The sequence below is a fragment of the Streptomyces sp. NPDC006235 genome (assembly GCF_040613735.1).
Taxonomy (GTDB): domain Bacteria; phylum Actinomycetota; class Actinomycetes; order Streptomycetales; family Streptomycetaceae; genus Streptomyces.
In genome coordinates, this window is record NZ_JBEXSR010000001.1 from 197,978 (window position 1) to 214,823 (window position 16,846).

At 70.9% G+C, this 16,846-nt stretch carries 12 protein-coding genes; 6 read left to right on the top strand and 6 right to left on the bottom strand.

Annotation, left to right across the window (positions count from 1 at the left end; translation table 11 throughout):
• Positions 1 to 21: 21 nt before the first annotated feature.
• From ABZ192_RS00950 to ABZ192_RS00970, 5 genes are all read right to left on the bottom strand, one after another.
• Positions 22 to 1,035: a Yip1 family protein gene (locus ABZ192_RS00950; protein ID WP_356922403.1), complete on the bottom strand. Its 1,014-nt coding sequence runs from the start codon at positions 1,033 to 1,035 to the stop codon at positions 22 to 24.
• Positions 1,036 to 1,119: 84 nt separating this feature from the next.
• The gene (locus ABZ192_RS00955) at positions 1,120 to 2,553 is read right to left on the bottom strand and encodes an FG-GAP-like repeat-containing protein (RefSeq protein ID WP_356922404.1); all 1,434 of its coding nucleotides are present in this window, start codon (positions 2,551 to 2,553) and stop codon (positions 1,120 to 1,122) included.
• A gap of 23 nt (positions 2,554 to 2,576) precedes the next feature.
• A complete protein-coding gene (locus ABZ192_RS00960; protein WP_356922405.1) occupies positions 2,577 to 4,001 on the bottom strand; it encodes an FG-GAP-like repeat-containing protein in 1,425 nt (474 codons plus the stop codon).
• A gap of 29 nt (positions 4,002 to 4,030) precedes the next feature.
• On the bottom strand, positions 4,031 to 5,434 hold the full coding sequence (locus tag ABZ192_RS00965) for an FG-GAP-like repeat-containing protein (RefSeq protein WP_356922406.1): 1,404 nt from the start codon (positions 5,432 to 5,434) through the stop codon (positions 4,031 to 4,033).
• Between the two features lie 62 nt (positions 5,435 to 5,496).
• The gene (locus ABZ192_RS00970; RefSeq protein ID WP_356922407.1) at positions 5,497 to 7,068 is read right to left on the bottom strand and encodes a VCBS repeat-containing protein; all 1,572 of its coding nucleotides are present in this window, start codon (positions 7,066 to 7,068) and stop codon (positions 5,497 to 5,499) included.
• A 363-nt stretch (positions 7,069 to 7,431) separates the two neighbouring features.
• Between ABZ192_RS00970 and ABZ192_RS00975 the strand changes: the two genes are divergently transcribed.
• The 5 genes from ABZ192_RS00975 to ABZ192_RS00995 all read left to right on the top strand — a co-directional run bounded on the left by ABZ192_RS00975 (position 7,432) and on the right by ABZ192_RS00995 (position 13,113).
• Complete coding sequence (locus tag ABZ192_RS00975; RefSeq protein WP_356922408.1) at positions 7,432 to 8,172, top strand: alpha/beta hydrolase; 741 nt, start codon at positions 7,432 to 7,434, stop codon at positions 8,170 to 8,172.
• A 167-nt stretch (positions 8,173 to 8,339) separates the two neighbouring features.
• Positions 8,340 to 8,624, top strand: a complete 285-nt coding sequence (locus ABZ192_RS00980; protein WP_356922409.1) for a hypothetical protein — start codon at positions 8,340 to 8,342, stop codon at positions 8,622 to 8,624.
• Positions 8,621 to 11,470, top strand: coding sequence for an FxSxx-COOH system tetratricopeptide repeat protein (gene fxsT / locus ABZ192_RS00985; RefSeq protein WP_356922410.1), 2,850 nt, complete (start codon positions 8,621 to 8,623; stop codon positions 11,468 to 11,470). Before ABZ192_RS00980 ends, fxsT begins: the two co-directional genes overlap by 4 nt.
• A 164-nt stretch (positions 11,471 to 11,634) precedes the next feature.
• Complete coding sequence (locus tag ABZ192_RS00990) at positions 11,635 to 12,702, top strand: type II CAAX endopeptidase family protein (RefSeq protein WP_356922411.1); 1,068 nt, start codon at positions 11,635 to 11,637, stop codon at positions 12,700 to 12,702.
• Between the two features lie 21 nt (positions 12,703 to 12,723).
• Positions 12,724 to 13,113 (top strand): hypothetical protein, encoded by a 390-nt coding sequence (locus ABZ192_RS00995; protein ID WP_356922412.1) that lies wholly within the window; start codon positions 12,724 to 12,726, stop codon positions 13,111 to 13,113.
• Positions 13,114 to 13,245: 132 nt separating this feature from the next.
• Here the strand turns inward: ABZ192_RS00995 and ABZ192_RS01000 are convergent, their stop codons facing one another.
• The gene (locus tag ABZ192_RS01000) at positions 13,246 to 15,558 is read right to left on the bottom strand and encodes a (Fe-S)-binding protein (protein ID WP_356922413.1); all 2,313 of its coding nucleotides are present in this window, start codon (positions 15,556 to 15,558) and stop codon (positions 13,246 to 13,248) included.
• 241 nt (positions 15,559 to 15,799) lie between these two features.
• On the opposite strand from ABZ192_RS01000, the gene ABZ192_RS01005 reads away from it, so the two are divergent.
• On the top strand, positions 15,800 to 16,810 hold the full coding sequence (locus ABZ192_RS01005) for an MraY family glycosyltransferase (RefSeq protein ID WP_356922414.1): 1,011 nt from the start codon (positions 15,800 to 15,802) through the stop codon (positions 16,808 to 16,810).
• Positions 16,811 to 16,846: the final 36 nt, after the last annotated feature.

Genomic DNA, 16,846 nt, shown 5'->3' on the forward strand with positions numbered 1-16,846 from the left:
TCTCATGCCGTGCGGCAGGCCTCAGACCGTGCCCAGCTTCACGATCGACAGCAGTGCGATCAGCTGGATCGCCGACGCGCCCAGCGCCTTCGGCCAGGGCAGGTCGTGGGAGCGGCCGACCATGAGGGTCAGCAGCGCGCCGCCCGCGACCCAGGTGGCCCAGCCCAGCAGCTGCACGAACGTCGCGTCGCCGCCGAAGAACATGGCGAAGACCAGGCGCGGCGCGTCCGTGAGGGACATGATCAGCATGGACAGGCCGACCGTGGGCTGCCAGGCGCCGTCGCCGCCGAGCTGGCGTGCCAGGGTGTGGGTGACCACGCCCAGGATGAACGCGCTGATCACCATCGCGACCGCCGTCGTCAGGACGATGGGGATGGCGTTGGAGAGTGTGGCGTTTATCGCATCCTTGCGGGCGCCGTCGAAGCCGAAGACGGCGAGCAGGCCGTAGAGGAACGTGACGATGAGGGCCGGGCCCCACATCGTGTAGTCCCGCATCTGGAGGAACGTCTGGTTGGGGGCGAGGACGATGCCCCTCAGCAGGGCCTTCCAGTGCAGGCGCGGGCCGACCGGGCCGGGCGGCGGGGCGGCCGAGCCGGCGCGGTAGGTGTCGCCCTGGCTGTAGGGGTCCTCGCCGACCGAGAAGGCCTGGGTGTGGCCCGGGTTGTTCGCCGCGTACGGGTCGTGCGGGCCCTGCGGGCCGGGCGGGTACGCGCCGTCGCCGAAGTACTCCGGCTCGCCCTGGTCGCCGTAGCCGCCGCCCGGCCGCCCGGCGTTCGGCTGCGGCCAGGTGGGGCCGCCGCCGTTGCCGTAGGGCGGCTGCTGCGGGTACGGCTGCGGCGCCGGCGGGTAGCCGTACGACGGTCCGTGCGGCGTCTGCTGCCCGTTCGGAGGGTTGTGCGGTCGCGTCTGAGGAGCGCCGTTGTTCCGGCCGCGTCCGATCCTGAATCCAGCCACGTCTTCGAACGTACCTGGTCCCGGGCGGTGGCGTGCCGGGCCCGGGCTTCCGGGCCCGGCTTTGCGGCCGAGCTGTGACATCCCCTAGGGGGTAAGGGCCTTTGGGTGTCCGTGGGTTGTAGGGGTTCGGCCGTACGGGTATCTCGCCCCGACCTCACCCGGGCGTCAGCCCGCGAGCACCTCACCGAAGTACGCGTCGCCCGCCGGGCCACCCACGGTCGCGGCGCCGAAGGACTTGGACCCGGTGGCCGTGACGCCGGACGCGGTGGACTTCAGCAGCCAGACCGCGCCGTCAGCGGTGTTCTCGGCGGAGGCGCTCGCCGCCAGCTCCGCGCGGCCGTCGCCGCTCGCGTCGGTGAGCCGCACGGCGTAGCCGAAGGAGTCGTACGCCTCGACGGTGCCGGGGACGCCCGCGGTGTCCTGGGAGAAGGACTTGGCGCCGCTGCCGGTCAGGCCGGAGGCCGAGCCGCGCAGCACCGTGACCGTGCCCGCCTGCTTCAGCGAGCCGATGACCTCGTACGGGGCGCCGACCGCGATGTCGGCGTAGCCGTCACCGTTGGTGTCGCCGGCCGACAGGCTCCAGCCGAAGCGGTCGTTGCGCTCGGCGGCGCCGGGCACGCCCGTGGTGTCCTGGGTGATGCGGACGGGGGTGCGGGTGCTGAGGCCGCCGGCCGCGCCGTACGTCACCGTGATCGCGCCGCCGGGGCCGCCGTTCGGCTCGCTGGTCGACTTCTCCATGAAGTTGCCGGTGACGATGTCGCCGAAGCCGTCCTTGTTCACGTCCGCGATGACGGCCGCGTAGCCTCCGGCGAGCTTGCCGCCCGCCGTCAGGCCCGTCGCCGTGCCCTTGTACAGCACGCTACGGGTGCGGTAGCCGTCGCCGGCCTCCTCCTGGCCCATGACCAGCAGGTCCGCCTTGCCGTCGCCGGTCACGTCACCCGCGACGAGGTTGTCGGTGTTGATGCCGGTCTGGCCGGCGGTGTCGATGCCGACGAGCTCGGTGGCCTTGCCGGTGCGCGAGACCGGGCCCTTGAAGACGTTCAGCTCGGGGTAGGCGAGGTTGGCGGCGGCCAGGTCGGTGTCGCCGTCGCCGTCGAAGTCGCCGGTGGTGACGGACCAGCCCAGCTCGTTGCGGTTCTCGGGGAGCGGCGCGGACAGGTCGGTCGCGGTCTTCAGGCCGCTCGCTCCGCCCCAGACGACGGTGAGTACGCCGGAGTCGCCGGTGGAGCCGATCTGCTCGGCATGTACGCCGACGATCAGGTCCGTGTAGCCGTCGTCGTCCAGGTCGCCGGTGGTGAGACGGTCGCCGAAGTAGTCCTGCGATTCCGGGACGCCCGGGATGCCGTCGGTGGCCTGGCTGATGATCTGGTGCTTGGAGCTGTCGAGGCCGTTCGCCGTGCCGTAGACGACGGCGACGTAGCCGGCCGCGGTCTTGCCGCCGATCTTGCCGAGCGGGGCGCCGATCGCGAGGTCGCGGTGGCCGTCGCCGTTGAAGTCGCCGGAGAGGCCGGAGGGCGCGGCGGTGGCCGGTGTCGCGGGCAGGGCGGTGAGGAGGCCGGTCGTGAGGGTCGCGGCCAGGAGGAGGGTGCGCTTGCGCATCTGTCGAGTCCCAGGTGTCGTGATCAGGAGTTGAGTGCCGTGCCGTAGCCCGGCGTGCCGGCCGTGGAGACGCCGGTCGTGCCCGGGCCGAAGCTGACGGAGCCGGTGGCCGTCGGGCCGGTGGTGGTGGAGCGCAGGGACCAGACCGCGCCGTCGCCGGCGTTCTCGCCCGGCGCGGAGACGGACAGGTCGGCGCGGCGGTCGCCGGTGTGGTCGGTGAGGGTGACGCGCTCGCCGAAGCGGTCGCCCTTCTCCGAGCCGCCGGGCACGCCCGCGGTGTTCTGGGTGTATGACGTCGCGCCCTTGGTGGTCAGGCCGGACGCCGAGCCGTACAGCACGGTGACGGCACCGGCGGCGGAGTTCTCGCCCGCCGTGCCGATCGCCAGGTCGGCGAACCCGTCGCCGTTGATGTCGCCGAGGCAGACGTCGCTGCCGAAGCGGTCGCCCTTCTCGGCGGCGCCGGGCACACCGGCGGTGTCCTGGGTGAGGACGAGTGGGGCGCGGCTGGTGTCGCGGCCGCCGGGGCCGCCGTAGACGACGGTGACCTTGCCGCCGAGGGCTCCCGCCGGGTCGGCGGAGGTCTCGCGGTCGTTGCCGACGGCGATGTCGGCGTAGCCGTCCTTGTCGATGTCGCCCACGGACGAGACGTGTCCGGCGGGCAAGTCCTGGAGCCAGTCGTTGTAGTTGCCGATCTCCAGGTCGGCCAGGGAGGTGGTCGCGTCGTCGGTGCCGGCGGTGCGGCCGTGCAGGACCACCCGGGGGTGGCCGTCGCCGGTGATGTCGCCGGACGAGACGTGGGTGATCCCGTACGAGGTGGACCACGAGTCGTTGCGGGAGCCCGAGCCACCGTTGTGCGGGCCGGACTTGGTCAGCGGTCCGGCGACGAGGGAGAGGGTGACCGGGCCGGTGGAGCCGACGGCCACGTCGAGGTCGCCGTCGTGGTCGAAGTCGCCTGCGGCCAGGGACTGGCCGTAGCGGTCGTAGTCGGTGCTGAAGAAGCTGAACAGCGAGCGGGTGCCGGACAGTCCGGACTTGGACCCCCAGACGATGGTGACGGTGCCGTCGTTGGTGTCGCTGCCGTCCTCGCCGGGCGTGCCGATCAGCAGGTCGGCGTAGCCGTCGGTGTTCAGGTCGGCGGAGGCGAGCGCGGAGCCGAAGGCGTCGTCGGCCTCGGCGGCGCCGGGCAGGCCGGCCGTGTCCTGGGTGAGGAGCGTGCGCGTCGAGCTCTTCGGCCCGCTCGTGCTGCCGTAGACGACGGACACGGCACCCGCCTTCGCCTTCCCGGCGACCGTGGCCCCCGGCGCACCGATGGCCAGGTCGACGCGGCCGTCGCCGTTGAAGTCGTACGGGGCGGCGGCGGTGGCGGCGTGGGCGCCGGGTGCGGACAGGGTCAGGGCGAGCGGGGTGAGGGCCGCCGCGAGGACGGCGGCGGTGACACGGGTGCGCATGAGGGCTCCGCGAGTGAGCTGGAGGGAGGTCACTGGGCGATCACCGAGCCGAAGCCGTTGCCGTGCTTCAGCGAGACGCCGGCGGCGGTCAGGCCCGTGGAGCCCTTGGTGGTCGGGCCGGTGGAGGTGCCGCGCAGGGTCCAGACGCCGCCGGAGCCGTTCTCGCCGTCGACGCCGATGACCAGGTCCGCCTTGCCGTCCTTGGTGAGGTCGGTCAGGTCGACGGCGGAGCCGAAGCGGTCCCAGGCCTCGGCGGTGCCGGGGACGCCGCTGGTGTTCTGCGTGTAGGACGTGGCGCCGCTGGTCTTCAGGCCGGAAGCGGAGCCGAACAGGACGGTCACGGAGCCCGCCTCCGCCACGTTGCCGAGGTCCTCGCCGTGAGCGGTGACCGCGACGTCGGCGTAGCCGTCGCCGTTGATGTCGCCGGTGCTGACGGCCGAGCCGAAGGCGTCGTCGGTCTCGCCCGCGCCGGGCACGCCGGTGGTGTCCTGGTGCACGACGGTCGGCGTCTGCGCCGGGGCGGGGCCGTTCGGGCCGCCGTACCAGACGGTGATCTGGCCGCCCTTGTGGCCGCCGGGCTTGTGGCTGGACGGGTCCGTGGGGTCACCGAGGACGAGGTCGCCGTAGCCGTCGCCGTTGATGTCGCCGACCGAGCCGGGGAAGCCGTCGGCGTTCGGCAGCTCGGCGAACTTGTAGCTCGTGCCGGTCCAGCGGTAGTACCAGATCTGGCCGCCGGAGTCGCCGTCCACGGCGTGCGGGTGGATGCGCTCGGCAGCGCCGTCGCCGGTCATGTCGCCCGCGATCACCTCGTACCCGCCGCCGAGCTCGCCGGCGCGGTAGTGGCTCAGGGGGCCGCCGGTGCGGGTGAAGGGGCCCAGGTACAGGCGGATGTGGCTCTGGCCGGTGAGCGTCACGTCCGTGTCGCCGTCGCCGTCGAAGTCGCCGGTCGCGATGCCCCTGGAGAAGCCGCCCCACTCGGAGAGATCGGTCGGCTGCGGCAGGCCCTTGCCGCCGGACAGGCCGGACGCGCCGCCCCACAGGACGGTGCCGGAGCCCACGCCGTCCCGGTCGCCGATGCTCTCGCCGGTGGCGCCCACGACGAGGTCGGAGTAGCCGTCGCGGTCCAGGTCGGCGGCGGCGAGGGCGGAGCCGAACAGGTCGGTCGACTCGGCGGTGCCCGGGACGCCGGGTGAGTTCTGGGTGATGATCGCCTTACGGGTGGCCGAGACGCCGGACGACGAGCCGTAGAGCACGACGACGGCGCCGGCGCAGGACATCGTGCCCACGTCGGTGCACGGGGCGCCGACGGCGACGTCCCGGTACCCGTCGCCGTTGAAGTCCCCGGCGAGGCCCGAGGGCGCGGCGGCGGCCGGGGTGACGGTGAGCAGGCCGGTGGTGAGCGTGGCGGCCAGGAGGAGGGTGCGCTTGCGCAAGAGGAGGCTCCGGGTGGGAAGGGGCCGGACCTGGAAGGCCCGCCCCGGGGATGCGGGGTGGCTCAGTCGGCGAAGTTCGCGCCGAAGTTCGGGTAGCCCGTGGTCGAGACGCCCGAGGCGCTGGGGGAGACGGTGCGGGAACCGGTCGCGGTGATCTTCGTGCCGCTGGACGGCAGGTAGAGGACCGCGCCGTTGCCGTCGTTCTCGTACGAGCCGGCCATCAGGTCGGCTCGGCCGTCGCCGGTGACGTCGTCGAGCTTGACGTCGGTGCCGAGGAAGTCGCCCTTCTCGTCGGAGCCGGGGACGCCCGCGGTGCTCTGCGCGAAGGACTGGGCGCCGGTGGAGGTGTTGATGCCCGAGGCCGAGCCGTACAGCACGACGAGCTGGCCGGCGTCGGCGACCGACCCGATGTTCTCGCCCGCCACGCCGACCACGAGGTCCTGGTAGCCGTCGCCGTTGATGTCACCCAGGTCCAGCTCGTAGCCGAAGTAGTCGTTGCGCTCCGAACTGCCGGGGACGTTGCCGGTGTTCTGGGTGATGCCGGTGGTGGAGCCGACGCCGTCCGGGGCGCCGTAGGTGACCCACACCTTGCCGCCGTCGGAGGCCTCGGGGAAGGACACCCCGTCGTCGGTCCGGTTCCAGTGCATGCCGGTGACGATGTCGCCGTAGCCGTCGCCGTTGATGTCGCCGATGCCGGTGATGACACCGGCCTTCAGCGGCCGGGCGCCGGCGGCGGACAGTCCCGAAGACGTGCCGGAGAGGAGGTAGTTGGCGTTCCAGTACCGGCCGGTCGCGGTCTCGAAGCCGTCGACGACCAGGTCGGTGCGGCGGTCGCCGTTGACGTCGCCGGCGGTGAGGTTGAGCGGGCCGGATCCGTCGCCCGACGCCTGGATCGGCGCCTTGACGCTGTACCGGCCTTTGACCGCCGCACCGGAGGCGCTGATGCCGCCCTTGTACACGTGGATGACGTCGGAGGTGGCGCCGACGGCCAGGTCAGCCTTGCCGTCGCCGTCGAAGTCTCCGGCGGCGAGGTTCCTGCCCCAGCGGTCGTGCCGGGTGGGGGCGGGGTCCGCGATCGAGACGCCCTTGCCGGTGATGCCCTGGGCCGAGCCCCACAGGACGGCGACACCGCCGCCGTCCTTGTCGCTGCCCACGTCCTCCAGCGGGGAGGAGACGGCGAGGTCGTCGTAGCCGTCGCCGTTGAAGTCGGCGTAGGCGCTGTCGGCGCCGAACACGTCACCGCTCTCGGCCGTGCCCGGGTTGCCGGCGGTGTTCTGGCTGATGACGGACCGCTTCGCGGAGGACACCCCGGTCTTCGTGCCGTACAGGACGACGAGCTGCCCGGCGTCCTTCTTGCCGCTCACGTACGCACCGGAGGCGGAGAACGCCACGTCGCCGAAGCCGTCGCGGTTGAAGTCGGCCCGCGGGGCCTGCGTCGGGTCCGCGGCCGCCGCGGTACCGGCCGTGACCGTGAGCAGCGTGCCGGTGAGGGCGGCCGCGACGGCGGTGGCCAGGGCGAGGCGCAGGCGGGGGCGGGGGTGGAGGCGGGGGCGGCGGAACGGGTGCGTGTGCGGGTGCGCGTACGAGGGCGCGTGCGCGTGCGGGCGCCCGGAGGGGCGCTCGTGCTGATGCATGCGAGGTCTCCTGCTGCATGCGGGGATGCCTGGCGGACATCCACAGTCGATGAAGAGCCGTACTGTCCGTGTTCGCCGGGGGTTGTCCGGGCGTTCACGGGCGGTCGGCGATCAGGAGACCTGTGTCGGGACGTAAGGGTTGTACGTGAGTTCGGTTAATTTCCGAGGCCGCGGAGCTCCGCCCCAAAACCCGTTGGCGGGCGAGGGCGGCCGCTGCTACGTTTCCGGAGGCCGTGCGAGAGATCGAGGAGGTGGTACCCGTGAACGCAGTATCGACATGGGTGCTCCCCTCCGGGGTCACGGTCGGGCGATAGGCAGGTCGTCCGGGAGCGCCGTTCCGGTGCACTCCCGAAAGGCACGACCATGCATGTCATTTCCGAGCAACGCCTCGACGACGGCGTCCTCGAACGCGAATTCACCCTCGGTGAGATCCCCGGGATCCTGTGGACACCCGCGTCCGCGTCCGCATCCGCACGGGTGCCGCTGATCCTGCTCGGCCACCCTCCCCTCGGGCTGCGCAAGATGTACCCCCGGCTGGTGGCCCGGGCCCGGCACTCCGCCGCAAAGGGCTTCGCCACGGCCACCATCGAGCTCCCCGGAAGCGGCGACCGGCCCCGTTGGCCGGCCGTCGAGCAGGCCCGCGCCGACCTGCGCCGGGCGATGGAGGCCGGCGAGCCGGTCGGCGACGAGATCGTCGACGCCCTCGTCCTCCCGCTGGTCGAGAAGGCCGTCCCGGAATGGCAGGCCGCGCTGGACGCCCTCCTGTCGCTGCCCGAGATCGGCGGCCCGGTCGGGTACTCGGGGGGAGTGATCTCCATCGGCATCCGGCTGGCGGTGGTCGAGCCGCGCATCGTGGCCGCCGGTCTCTTCGCCGGGAGTTTCGTGCCTCGCGCCATGTTCGAAGAGGCCCGGCAGGTCACCATTCCGCTGCATGTCCTGCTGCAGTGGGACGACGAGGGGAACGACCGGCAGGCGGCCCTGGACCTGTTCGACGCCTTCGGCTCCAAGGAGAAGTCCCTGCACGCCAACATGGGGGGCCACACCGGCGTCCCCCAGTCCGCGGCGGACGCCGCGGTCCAGTTCTTCACCCGGCATCTGAAGTGAGGCCGGGCCGTTAGAAGTCCGTTGTGCCTGTTCGGCACCGGGTCACCGGACATGGAACCGCAGCAGGTGGTTCAGCCGTTTTGTGCTCACAGAGCATCGCGAATTCCTACGCTAGGTCACCCCGCAGAAGCGCGGTGACCCGTAGTGGCGCACAGTCAGGAGCCCTCGTGAGCACGGAGATTGTCGAGCTGGTGGAGCGGGCGACACCGTATGTGTCGGCCGCGCACACGGCTGCCGAGGAGCCGGGCGACACGGACGCGACAGGGGCGTTGCGGCATCAGCTCAAGAGCGCGCTGTGGGAGGACGCGGATTTGGTGCGGGAGCTGGCGGTGCTGCTGCCGGGGCAGGGCGCAGTGACAGTGCACGTGTCGGGGACCCGGGCCATCGGCGCGCAGCACATCGGCATCGCGGCTTCCGGCGACAACGCCACCATCCACCCGCCGCAGCGGTGAACGCGCAGGGCCCGCAGGAGCGGGTGCGGGTCGAGGTGACCGGTGACCGGCCGATGGGGGCCGGGTCGATCGGGGTGGCCATCAGCGGTGACAACGCGCGGCTCGTGGTGCTGCCGAAGGAGGCCGTGCACTGGGCCCACACCGTTCAGGCCCCGCCGGAAGCCGGGTTCCTGCCGACGTCGGCGTCGGGAGTCTTCGTCGGCCGCGAGCAGGAGCTGACCGGGCTGCGGGAGATGCTCACGGGCGAGGGGTCGGCTGCGGTGGTGCAGCCGGCCCAGGCACGGGCGCGGGCGATCCACGGGCTGGGTGGCGTGGGAAAGAGCGCCCTGGCCCTGCACTACGCCGACCGCTACCGCAGCGCGTACACGCTGGTGTGGTGGATCACCGCCGAATCCCCCGAAGCGATCGTGAACGGCCTCGCCGGCATCGCGGTGCAGCTGTGCCCGGAATGGGCGCGGACCGCCGGGCCGGACGAGCGCGCGGCGTGGGCGATCACCTGGCTCCAGGCCCACCCCGGCTGGCTGCTGATCTTCGACAACGTCGAGGATCCCGCTCACTTGCGCCCCTACCTGGGCACCCTGAACCGCGGCCACCACCTCGCCACCAGCCGGAGAGCCACCGGATGGCACAAACTGGCTCCCAAGATGGCCCTGGGCCTGCTCCCCCTGGAGGAGGCCACCGACCTGCTGTGCGCCATCGCCTTCCAGGACTGCGCCCCCACCGGTGAGCAGCGGGACGCGGCGCGGAAACTCGCCGAGGACCTCGGATGCCTGCCACTGGCACTGGAACAGGCCGGCGCCTACGCCTACCGGACCGGCACCGACCTCGACACCTACCGCCAGTCCCTCGGACTCGTCCTGGACGAACACGATGACGTCGACGACCCCGAACGGACCATCGCCCGTATCTGGGGCCAGACCCTCACCGCGATCAGAACCCGAAAGCCACTGGCGGTCACCCTCCTGCACACCATGGCGTGGCTCGCCCCCGACGACATCCCGCGCAGCCTCCTCGCCCCGCTGGCCCCCGACACGATCGCGTTGGCCAGCGCCCTGGGCGAACTCCACGCCTACAACATGATCGCCTTCACCGACGACCGCCAGGGCATCAGCGTCCATCGCCTCGTACAGACCGTCCTCCGCACGAGCACGACACCCGAATCGGACACCGGCGTCCCTGGGCCGGCCCCCGGTCGTGCCGAGGCGGAAGAGGTGGTGAAGCAGGCTTTACCCGTCCCACCCGACAACGCCCAGCCCGAACCGACCGCTCCATGGGAGCGCCTGCTCCCTCACATCCTGGCCCTGGCAGAGTCCATACCACCCCAACACCCCGCCACCGCCGAAGCGGTCGACACCTATTACCAGGCCGCGCAGTACCTCTACCGGCAAGGCCGCGACGCGCACACCATCATGCTGCGCACCACCACCCTCACCCTCTCCGAACAGGCTTTCGGAGGCACTCACCCCGACACCCTGACCCACCGCCACAACCTCGCCAACGCCTACCAGGCGGCGGGTGACCTGGGCCGAGCCATTCCCTTGTACATGACCACCCTCGCCCAGGGCGAGGAGGTCCTGGGGGACACCCACCCGCACACCCTCGCCAACCGTCACAACCTCGCAAGTGCCTACCAGGCGGCGGGTGACCTGGGCCGAGCCCTTCCCTTGTACATGGCCACCCTTGCCCAGCGTGAGGAGATCCTGGGGGACACTCACCCCGATACCCTCGCCAGCCGCAGCAATCTCGCCACCGCCTACCTGGGTGCCGGGGATTTGGGTAAGGCTATTGCGCTGATGGAGGCCACCCTTGCCCAGCGTGAGGAGATCCTGGGGGACACTCACCCCGATACCCTCGCCAGCCGCAGCAATCTCGCCACCGCGTACCGGGAAATCGGGGATCTGGGCAAGGCTGTTCCGCTGCTGGCGACCACCCTTGCCCAGTGCGAGGGGGTCTTGGGGAGCACTCACCCCGATACCCTCGCCAGCCGCAGTAAACTCGCCACCGCCTACCTGGGTGCCGGGGATTTGGGTAAGGCTATCCCCCTGATGGAGGCCACCCTTGCCCAGCGCGAGGAGATCCTGGGGGACACTCACCCCGATACCCTCGCCAGCCGCGGCAATCTCGCTGTCGCCTATCGGGGTGCCGGGGATTTGGGTAAGGCTGTTCCGCTGCTGGCGACCACCCTTGCCCAGTGCGAGCGGGTTCTGGGGGACACCCACCCTCACACCCTCACCAGCCGAAACAACCTCGCAAGCGCCTATCAGGCAGCGGGTGACTTGGGTAAGGCCATTCCGCTGCTGGCTGCCACTCTTGCTCAGCGCGAGGAGATCCTGGGGGACGCTCACCCTCACACCCTCGCCAGCCGAAACAACCTCGCCACCGCCTACCTGGGTGCCGGGGATCTGGACAAGGCTATTCCCCTGCTGGAGGCCACTTTTGCCCAGTGCGAGCGGGTTCTGGGGGAGACCCACCCTCACACGCTCAGCAGCGGAAACAACCTTGCCAGCGCCTACGGGGACATGGGGGACTTGGGTAAGGCCATTCCCCTGATGGAGGCCATCCTTGCCCAGCGTGAGCGGGTCCTGGGGGAAAGCCACCCGCACACCCTCGCCAGCCGCAACAACCTCGCCGCCGCCTATCGTCACGCCGGGAAACTCGGTAAGGCCATTCCCTTGCTGGAGGCCATCCTTGCCCAGCGTGAGCGGGTCCTGGGGCAGAGCCACCCGCACACCGTCACCAGCCGCAACAACCTCGCCGCCGCCCGTCAAGAGGCCGAAGCGCAGCAAGGAAGTACAGCCACCGAAGTGCCCAAGGCCGTACCTCAAAAGCCGTCCACGACCACTTGAACAGCCTGAGGTGCCTCGATGACCTTCAGCCCGGAGCCGCGGGCGGGCGTAGGGCCCCGCCCATGGCGGTTGGGTCCCGGGCTGGTTACCGGCCGCTCCCGACAGATCCGGACACGGCCCCAACTGCCGTGCTGAGCAAGGTGATCCCCTGCATAGTAGGGATCATGACAACGCCGTTACCGCACCCCACCGGCCTTGCCTACCACCGCATGGGCCACTCCACCGGCCATCACCGCTGGTGGCGGCCCCTGCTCGGCACCCTGCTGTTTCTCGGCGCCTACGCCGTACTCAACGTCGTGCTGTTCGCCCTGTCCTACGGCATCGGCGCAGCGGCCGGGCTCCGTGAACTCCCCGACGGAGGCCACGACTTCGGACCGCTCCTCGACACGGCCCTGGCCCTGACGTCCATCGCGGTCGCCCTGCCCCTGATCCTGTCGGCCGTGTGGTGGCCGGGGCGGCGACCGCCCGGCACCCTGTCGTCCGTCGAGGGACGGCTGCGGTGGCGCTGGCTGGCCTGGTGCCTGCTCGCCGCGGTGCCCCCCGTGGCCGTGCTGGCGCTGACCGCCGCCCTCCTGCCCGACGACGGAGCCGACTCGGGGGAGCTCGGCGCGTGGGTGGGCTGGCGATCGTTCCTCGGCGCGCTCGCCGTGCTGGCCGTCCTCGTCCCGGTGCAGGCCGCGGCCGAGGAGTACGTCTTCCGGGGCTGGCTGACACAGGCGGTCGGCGCTTTCGTCCGTTCTCCGTGGTTCGCGGTGCTCCCGCAGGCCGCGCTGTTCGCCGTCGCCCACGGCTGGGGCACCTCGTGGGGTTTCCTCAGCCTGCTGTTCTTCGGCCTGGTCGCCGGGTGGCTGACCATCCGTACAGGTGGCCTGGAGGCTGCCGTCGCCCTGCACGTCCTCAACAACCTGCTGGCCTTCGGCGTCGCCGCCGCGGTCGTCGACGGGCTGTCGTCCGACGAGACCGCCGCCGACTCGCCCTGGCAACTCGCCCTCGCGGACATGGCGACGACCCTGATCTACGCCGTACTCGTGCTGTGGCTCGCCCGGCGCCGCCGGCCTCAGCGCCTCGCACCGCCGGCGGCCGCGCCCACCCCATGGCCCGCACCGCACCTGCCACCGCAGAGCGCTGCGACGCCCGGGATCATGTCCGCTCCTGGACTTGCCTCGTCTTCACCAGGCGGCGCGGACGACCTGCCCGGACGCGGACCGCACTCGGGCGGGCCCACGGCCTGAGAGGAGCGAGGATCCCCGCCCATGCGATACGTACGCCATGTCAAAGGCGCCGTCACCGTCACCGCCGCGACCGTGGCCTGCCACACCCTCATGTCCGCCGGCTTCGCGGGAGCACGCGACATCGCAGCCGAGAGCGACGACGACATGTGGGCCGGCAGCTTCGAGTTCCTGCTCACCACAGCCGCTTCCTGGGTTCTCATGCCCCTTTTGCTGTGGGCCGGCATGCGGATGATGGGGGAGACCCACAACGCCGTGCTGGTGGCCGTCGGTGGGTTGTTCTGGTCGGGGGTCTCCGGGTATTTCACCGACGACATCGACAGGGCGGGCGGGCACATACCGTTCCTGGCCCTCGCGGCCTACATCCTTCTCGGGACGGGGCTGGCGGGGGTCGGCTCCGGCCACCGCGACTGAGACCCCCTCCCGGCGGCTGAGACCCCCTCCCGCGCTGACCGGCGGCGTCCGGCGGCATCCGGCGGGGGAACGCCGACGCCCCCCGCCCGACAACTCGGACAGGGGGCGTCGAGAACAACCCGTGGTAACCGGCTACTTCACCGGCTCCGGCTCCGGTGCGTTCTCCGAGTCCGTCGTGCCCGCCGGCGGCTCGTCGTCATCGTCCTCGCCCTCCGCGGGGACCGGCGTCTTCACCGAGTCCAGCAGGAGCTGGGCGACGTCCACGACCGTGATGGACTCCTTCGCCTTGCCGTCGTTCTTCTTGCCGTTGACGGAGTCCGTGAGCATCACGAGGCAGAAGGGGCAGGCCGTCGACACGATGTCGGGGTTCACCGACAGCGCCTCGTCGACACGCTCGTTGTTGATGCGCTTGCCGATGCGCTCTTCCATCCACATCCGCGCACCACCCGCGCCACAGCAGAAGCCCCGCTCCTTGTGGCGGTGCATCTCCTCGTTGCGGATGCCGGGGACGCTGGCGATGATCTCGCGCGGGGGCGTGTAGATCTTGTTGTGGCGGCCCAGGTAGCAGGGGTCGTGGTACGTGATGATGCCCTCGACCGGGGTCACCGGGATGAGCTTGCCCTCGTCCACCAGGTGCTGGAGCAGCTGCGTGTGGTGGATGACCTCGTAGTCGCCGCCGAGCTGCGGGTACTCGTTGCCGAGCGTGTTCAGGCAGTGCGGGCAGGTCGCGACGATCTTCTTGGAGGACTTCGGCTTGGCCGACTCGGGCGTCACCTTGCCCTCGTCGTCCATCTCCTCGCCGAACGCCATGTTCAGCGCCATGACGTTCTCCATGCCGAGCTCCTGGAACAGGGGCTCGTTGCCGAGACGCCGGGCGGAGTCACCGGTGCACTTCTCGTCGCCGCCCATGATGGCGAACTTGACGCCCGCGATGTGGAGGAGCTCGGCGAAGGCCTTCGTGGTCTTCTTCGCGCGGTCCTCCAGGGCGCCCGCGCAGCCGACCCAGTACAGGTACTCGACCTCGGACAGGTCCTCGATGTCCTTGCCGACGACCGGGACCTCGAAGTCGACCTCCTTGAGCCACTCCAGGCGCTGCTTCTTCGCCAGGCCCCAGGGGTTGCCCTTCTTCTCCAGGTTCTTGAGCATCGTGCCCGCCTCGGACGGGAACGCGGACTCGATCATCACCTGGTAGCGGCGCATGTCGACGATGTGGTCGACGTGCTCGATGTCCACCGGGCACTGCTCGACGCAGGCACCGCAGGTGGTGCAGGACCACAGGACGTCCGGGTCGATGACGCCGTTGTCCTCCAGCGTGCCGACCAGGGGGCGCTCGGCTTCCGCCAGCGCCGACGCCGGAACATCCTTGAGAGCCTCGGGAGACGCCTTCTCCTCGCCCTCCATCGTCTTGCCGCCGCCGGCCAGCAGGTACGGCGCCTTGGCGTGCGCGTGGTCGCGCAGCGACATGATCAGCAGCTTGGGGGAGAGCGGCTTGCCCGTGTTCCACGCCGGGCACTGCGACTGGCAGCGGCCGCACTCGGTGCACGTGGAGAAGTCCAGCAGGCCCTTCCAGGAGAACTGCTCGACCTGGGAGACACCGAAGACGTCGTCCTCGCCCGGGTCGGTGAAGTCGATCGGCTCGCCGCCCGACGTCATCGGCTGGAGGGCGCCCAGCGCCGTCCCGCCCGACGCCTCGCGCTTGAACCAGATGTTCGGGAACGCCAGGAAGCGGTGCCAGGCGACACCCATGTTGGTGTTCAGGCTGACCGTGATCATCCAGATCATGGTCGTGCCCAGCTTGATCATCGCGAAGAAGTAGACGAGGTTCTGCAGCGCCGCCACGCTCAGGCCCTTGAAGGCCAGGACCAGCGGGTACGAGGCGAAGTACGCGGCCTCGTAGTGGTCCACGTGGTGGAGCGCGCCCTCCAGGCCCCGCAGGACGTAGATGGCCAGGCCGATCGTGAGGATGACGTACTCGACGAAGTACGCCTGGCCCATCTTCGAGCCGGCGAAGCGGGACTTGCGGCCCGGCCGCGACGGCAGGTTCAGCAGGCGGATGACCATCAGGGTCGCGATGCCCAGGGTCGTCATCGCGGCGATGAACTCGATGTAGAGCTCGTAGGGGAGGAAGCCGCCGAGCACCGGCAGCGTCCAGTCGGCCTGGAACAGCTGGCCGTACGCGGTGATGATCGTGGGCGGCAGCGTCAGGAAGCCGATCGCCACGAACCAGTGGGCGATACCGACGATGCCCCACCGGTTCATCCGGGTGTGGCCGAGGAACTCCTTCACCAGCGTCACGCTGCGCTGGTAGGGGTTGTCGGTCCGGGTACCGGCGGGCACGGGCTGGCCCAGCTTGAAGTACCGGACGAACTGGCCGATCGCGCGTGCGAGCAGCGCGACGCCGACCACGGTCAAGACCAGCGACACGATGATCGCGGCGAGTTGCATGGGGGCTCCTCGGGCCTGCGAGGGTTTGTCGGGGGAACCGGTCGTTCTTCAGGGTTCCCCGAGATTACTAAGCGGTAACTTATGCAGTCCGTCTGAGACTACCCCTATCTTCCGCCGCACTGTAGCCGGGTGGGCAGTGATCTGAATCGCTGAGGGTTGCCTCAGAAGCGGTGCGGAATCCGGTCGCGATCCCGTCGTGTTATTCGTACCGAATTGTCATAGTGACGCCTAACTTATATCCGTGCTCTACGGGATCGCTGCCGCCGCCACCGCCCTCCTCCTCACCGCCCTGCTCGCGGCCGTCCTCCGGGGCCCCGCGCTGCGGCTGCGGCTGGTCGGGCGGCGGCGGCAGCGGGAGGTGCCGTTGTCCGGGGGTGTGGCCGTCGTGGTCGTCACCGCAGCGGTGGTGGGTTTCGAGGAGTGGGGCTCGGCCGGGGGCGGGATCGGCGGGCTGCTCGTCGCCGGCGGTGTCGTCGCCCTGCTCGGGCTCGTCGACGACGTGTGGCGACTGCGGCGGCGGGTGCTGGCCGCCGGTACCGCTGTGGCGGCCGCGTGTGTCGTGCCGTACGCGGAGGCCGGGGTGGGGACCGGGCTGCTCGGGGTCCTGTGGATCGTGGGGGTGACCCTCGCCTTCCGGGGCATCGATCACGCCGACGGACTCGCGGGTGCGGTCGGGGTCGTCACCGCCTTCGGGGTGGCGGCCTGTGCCGCCGTGGACGTGATGGACGGGATCGCGGGGCTGATGAGCGTGCTGGCCGCCGCGCTGACCGGGTTCCTGCTGCACAACTGGCACCCCGCGCGCGTGGCGCTGGGCAGTTGCGGGGCCATGTCCGCGGGGTTCGTGATCGCCGTGGCCGCCGTGCACGTCCGCGCCGGGTTCGGCCTGGGGGAGAGCGCCGGGGTGCTGTTCGCGCTGACCGCCGTGGTGTGTGCCGACGCCGTACTGGTGCTGTGGTCGCGGCGGTCGGTCGGGCGGGTCCTGCTGCGGAGCGGGCCGGATCATCTCGCGCACCGGCTGCGGCGGCTCGGGCTGACCGTGCCGGGGGTCACCCTGCTGCTGGGCTTCGGGGCGTTCTCCGCCGTCCTCGCAGGGGTACTCGCGCACGCCGGCCGGGTCGGGGGCGACGCCCTGTGGTGGGTGGCGGGTGGGGCGCTCGTGGTCGTGTTCGCACTCTCCCGTGTCCCTGTGTACGCCGATCGACGCTCAGTACCTCCGCAGGTCAGAGCCTCATTGCGTGTAAGGAGCAGATAAGAGTTGAGCCTGTTCGACTCAGGTCTGTTGACCGCT

Bases quoted from the DNA above. Each gene is read 5' to 3' on its own strand.
- ABZ192_RS00960 (WP_356922405.1), bottom strand. From the start codon at position 4,001: ATGCGCACCCGTGTCACCGCCGCCGTCCTCGCGGCGGCCCTCACCCCG.
- ABZ192_RS00950 (WP_356922403.1), bottom strand. From the start codon at position 1,035: ATGTCACAGCTCGGCCGCAAAGCCGGGCCCGGAAGCCCGGGCCCGGCA.
- ABZ192_RS00955 (WP_356922404.1), bottom strand. From the start codon at position 2,553: ATGCGCAAGCGCACCCTCCTCCTGGCCGCGACCCTCACGACCGGCCTC.
- ABZ192_RS01000 (WP_356922413.1), bottom strand. From the start codon at position 15,558: ATGCAACTCGCCGCGATCATCGTGTCGCTGGTCTTGACCGTGGTCGGC.
- ABZ192_RS00970 (WP_356922407.1), bottom strand. From the start codon at position 7,068: ATGCATCAGCACGAGCGCCCCTCCGGGCGCCCGCACGCGCACGCGCCC.
- ABZ192_RS00990 (WP_356922411.1), top strand. From the start codon at position 11,635: ATGACAACGCCGTTACCGCACCCCACCGGCCTTGCCTACCACCGCATG.
- ABZ192_RS00995 (WP_356922412.1), top strand. From the start codon at position 12,724: ATGCGATACGTACGCCATGTCAAAGGCGCCGTCACCGTCACCGCCGCG.
- ABZ192_RS00975 (WP_356922408.1), top strand. From the start codon at position 7,432: ATGCATGTCATTTCCGAGCAACGCCTCGACGACGGCGTCCTCGAACGC.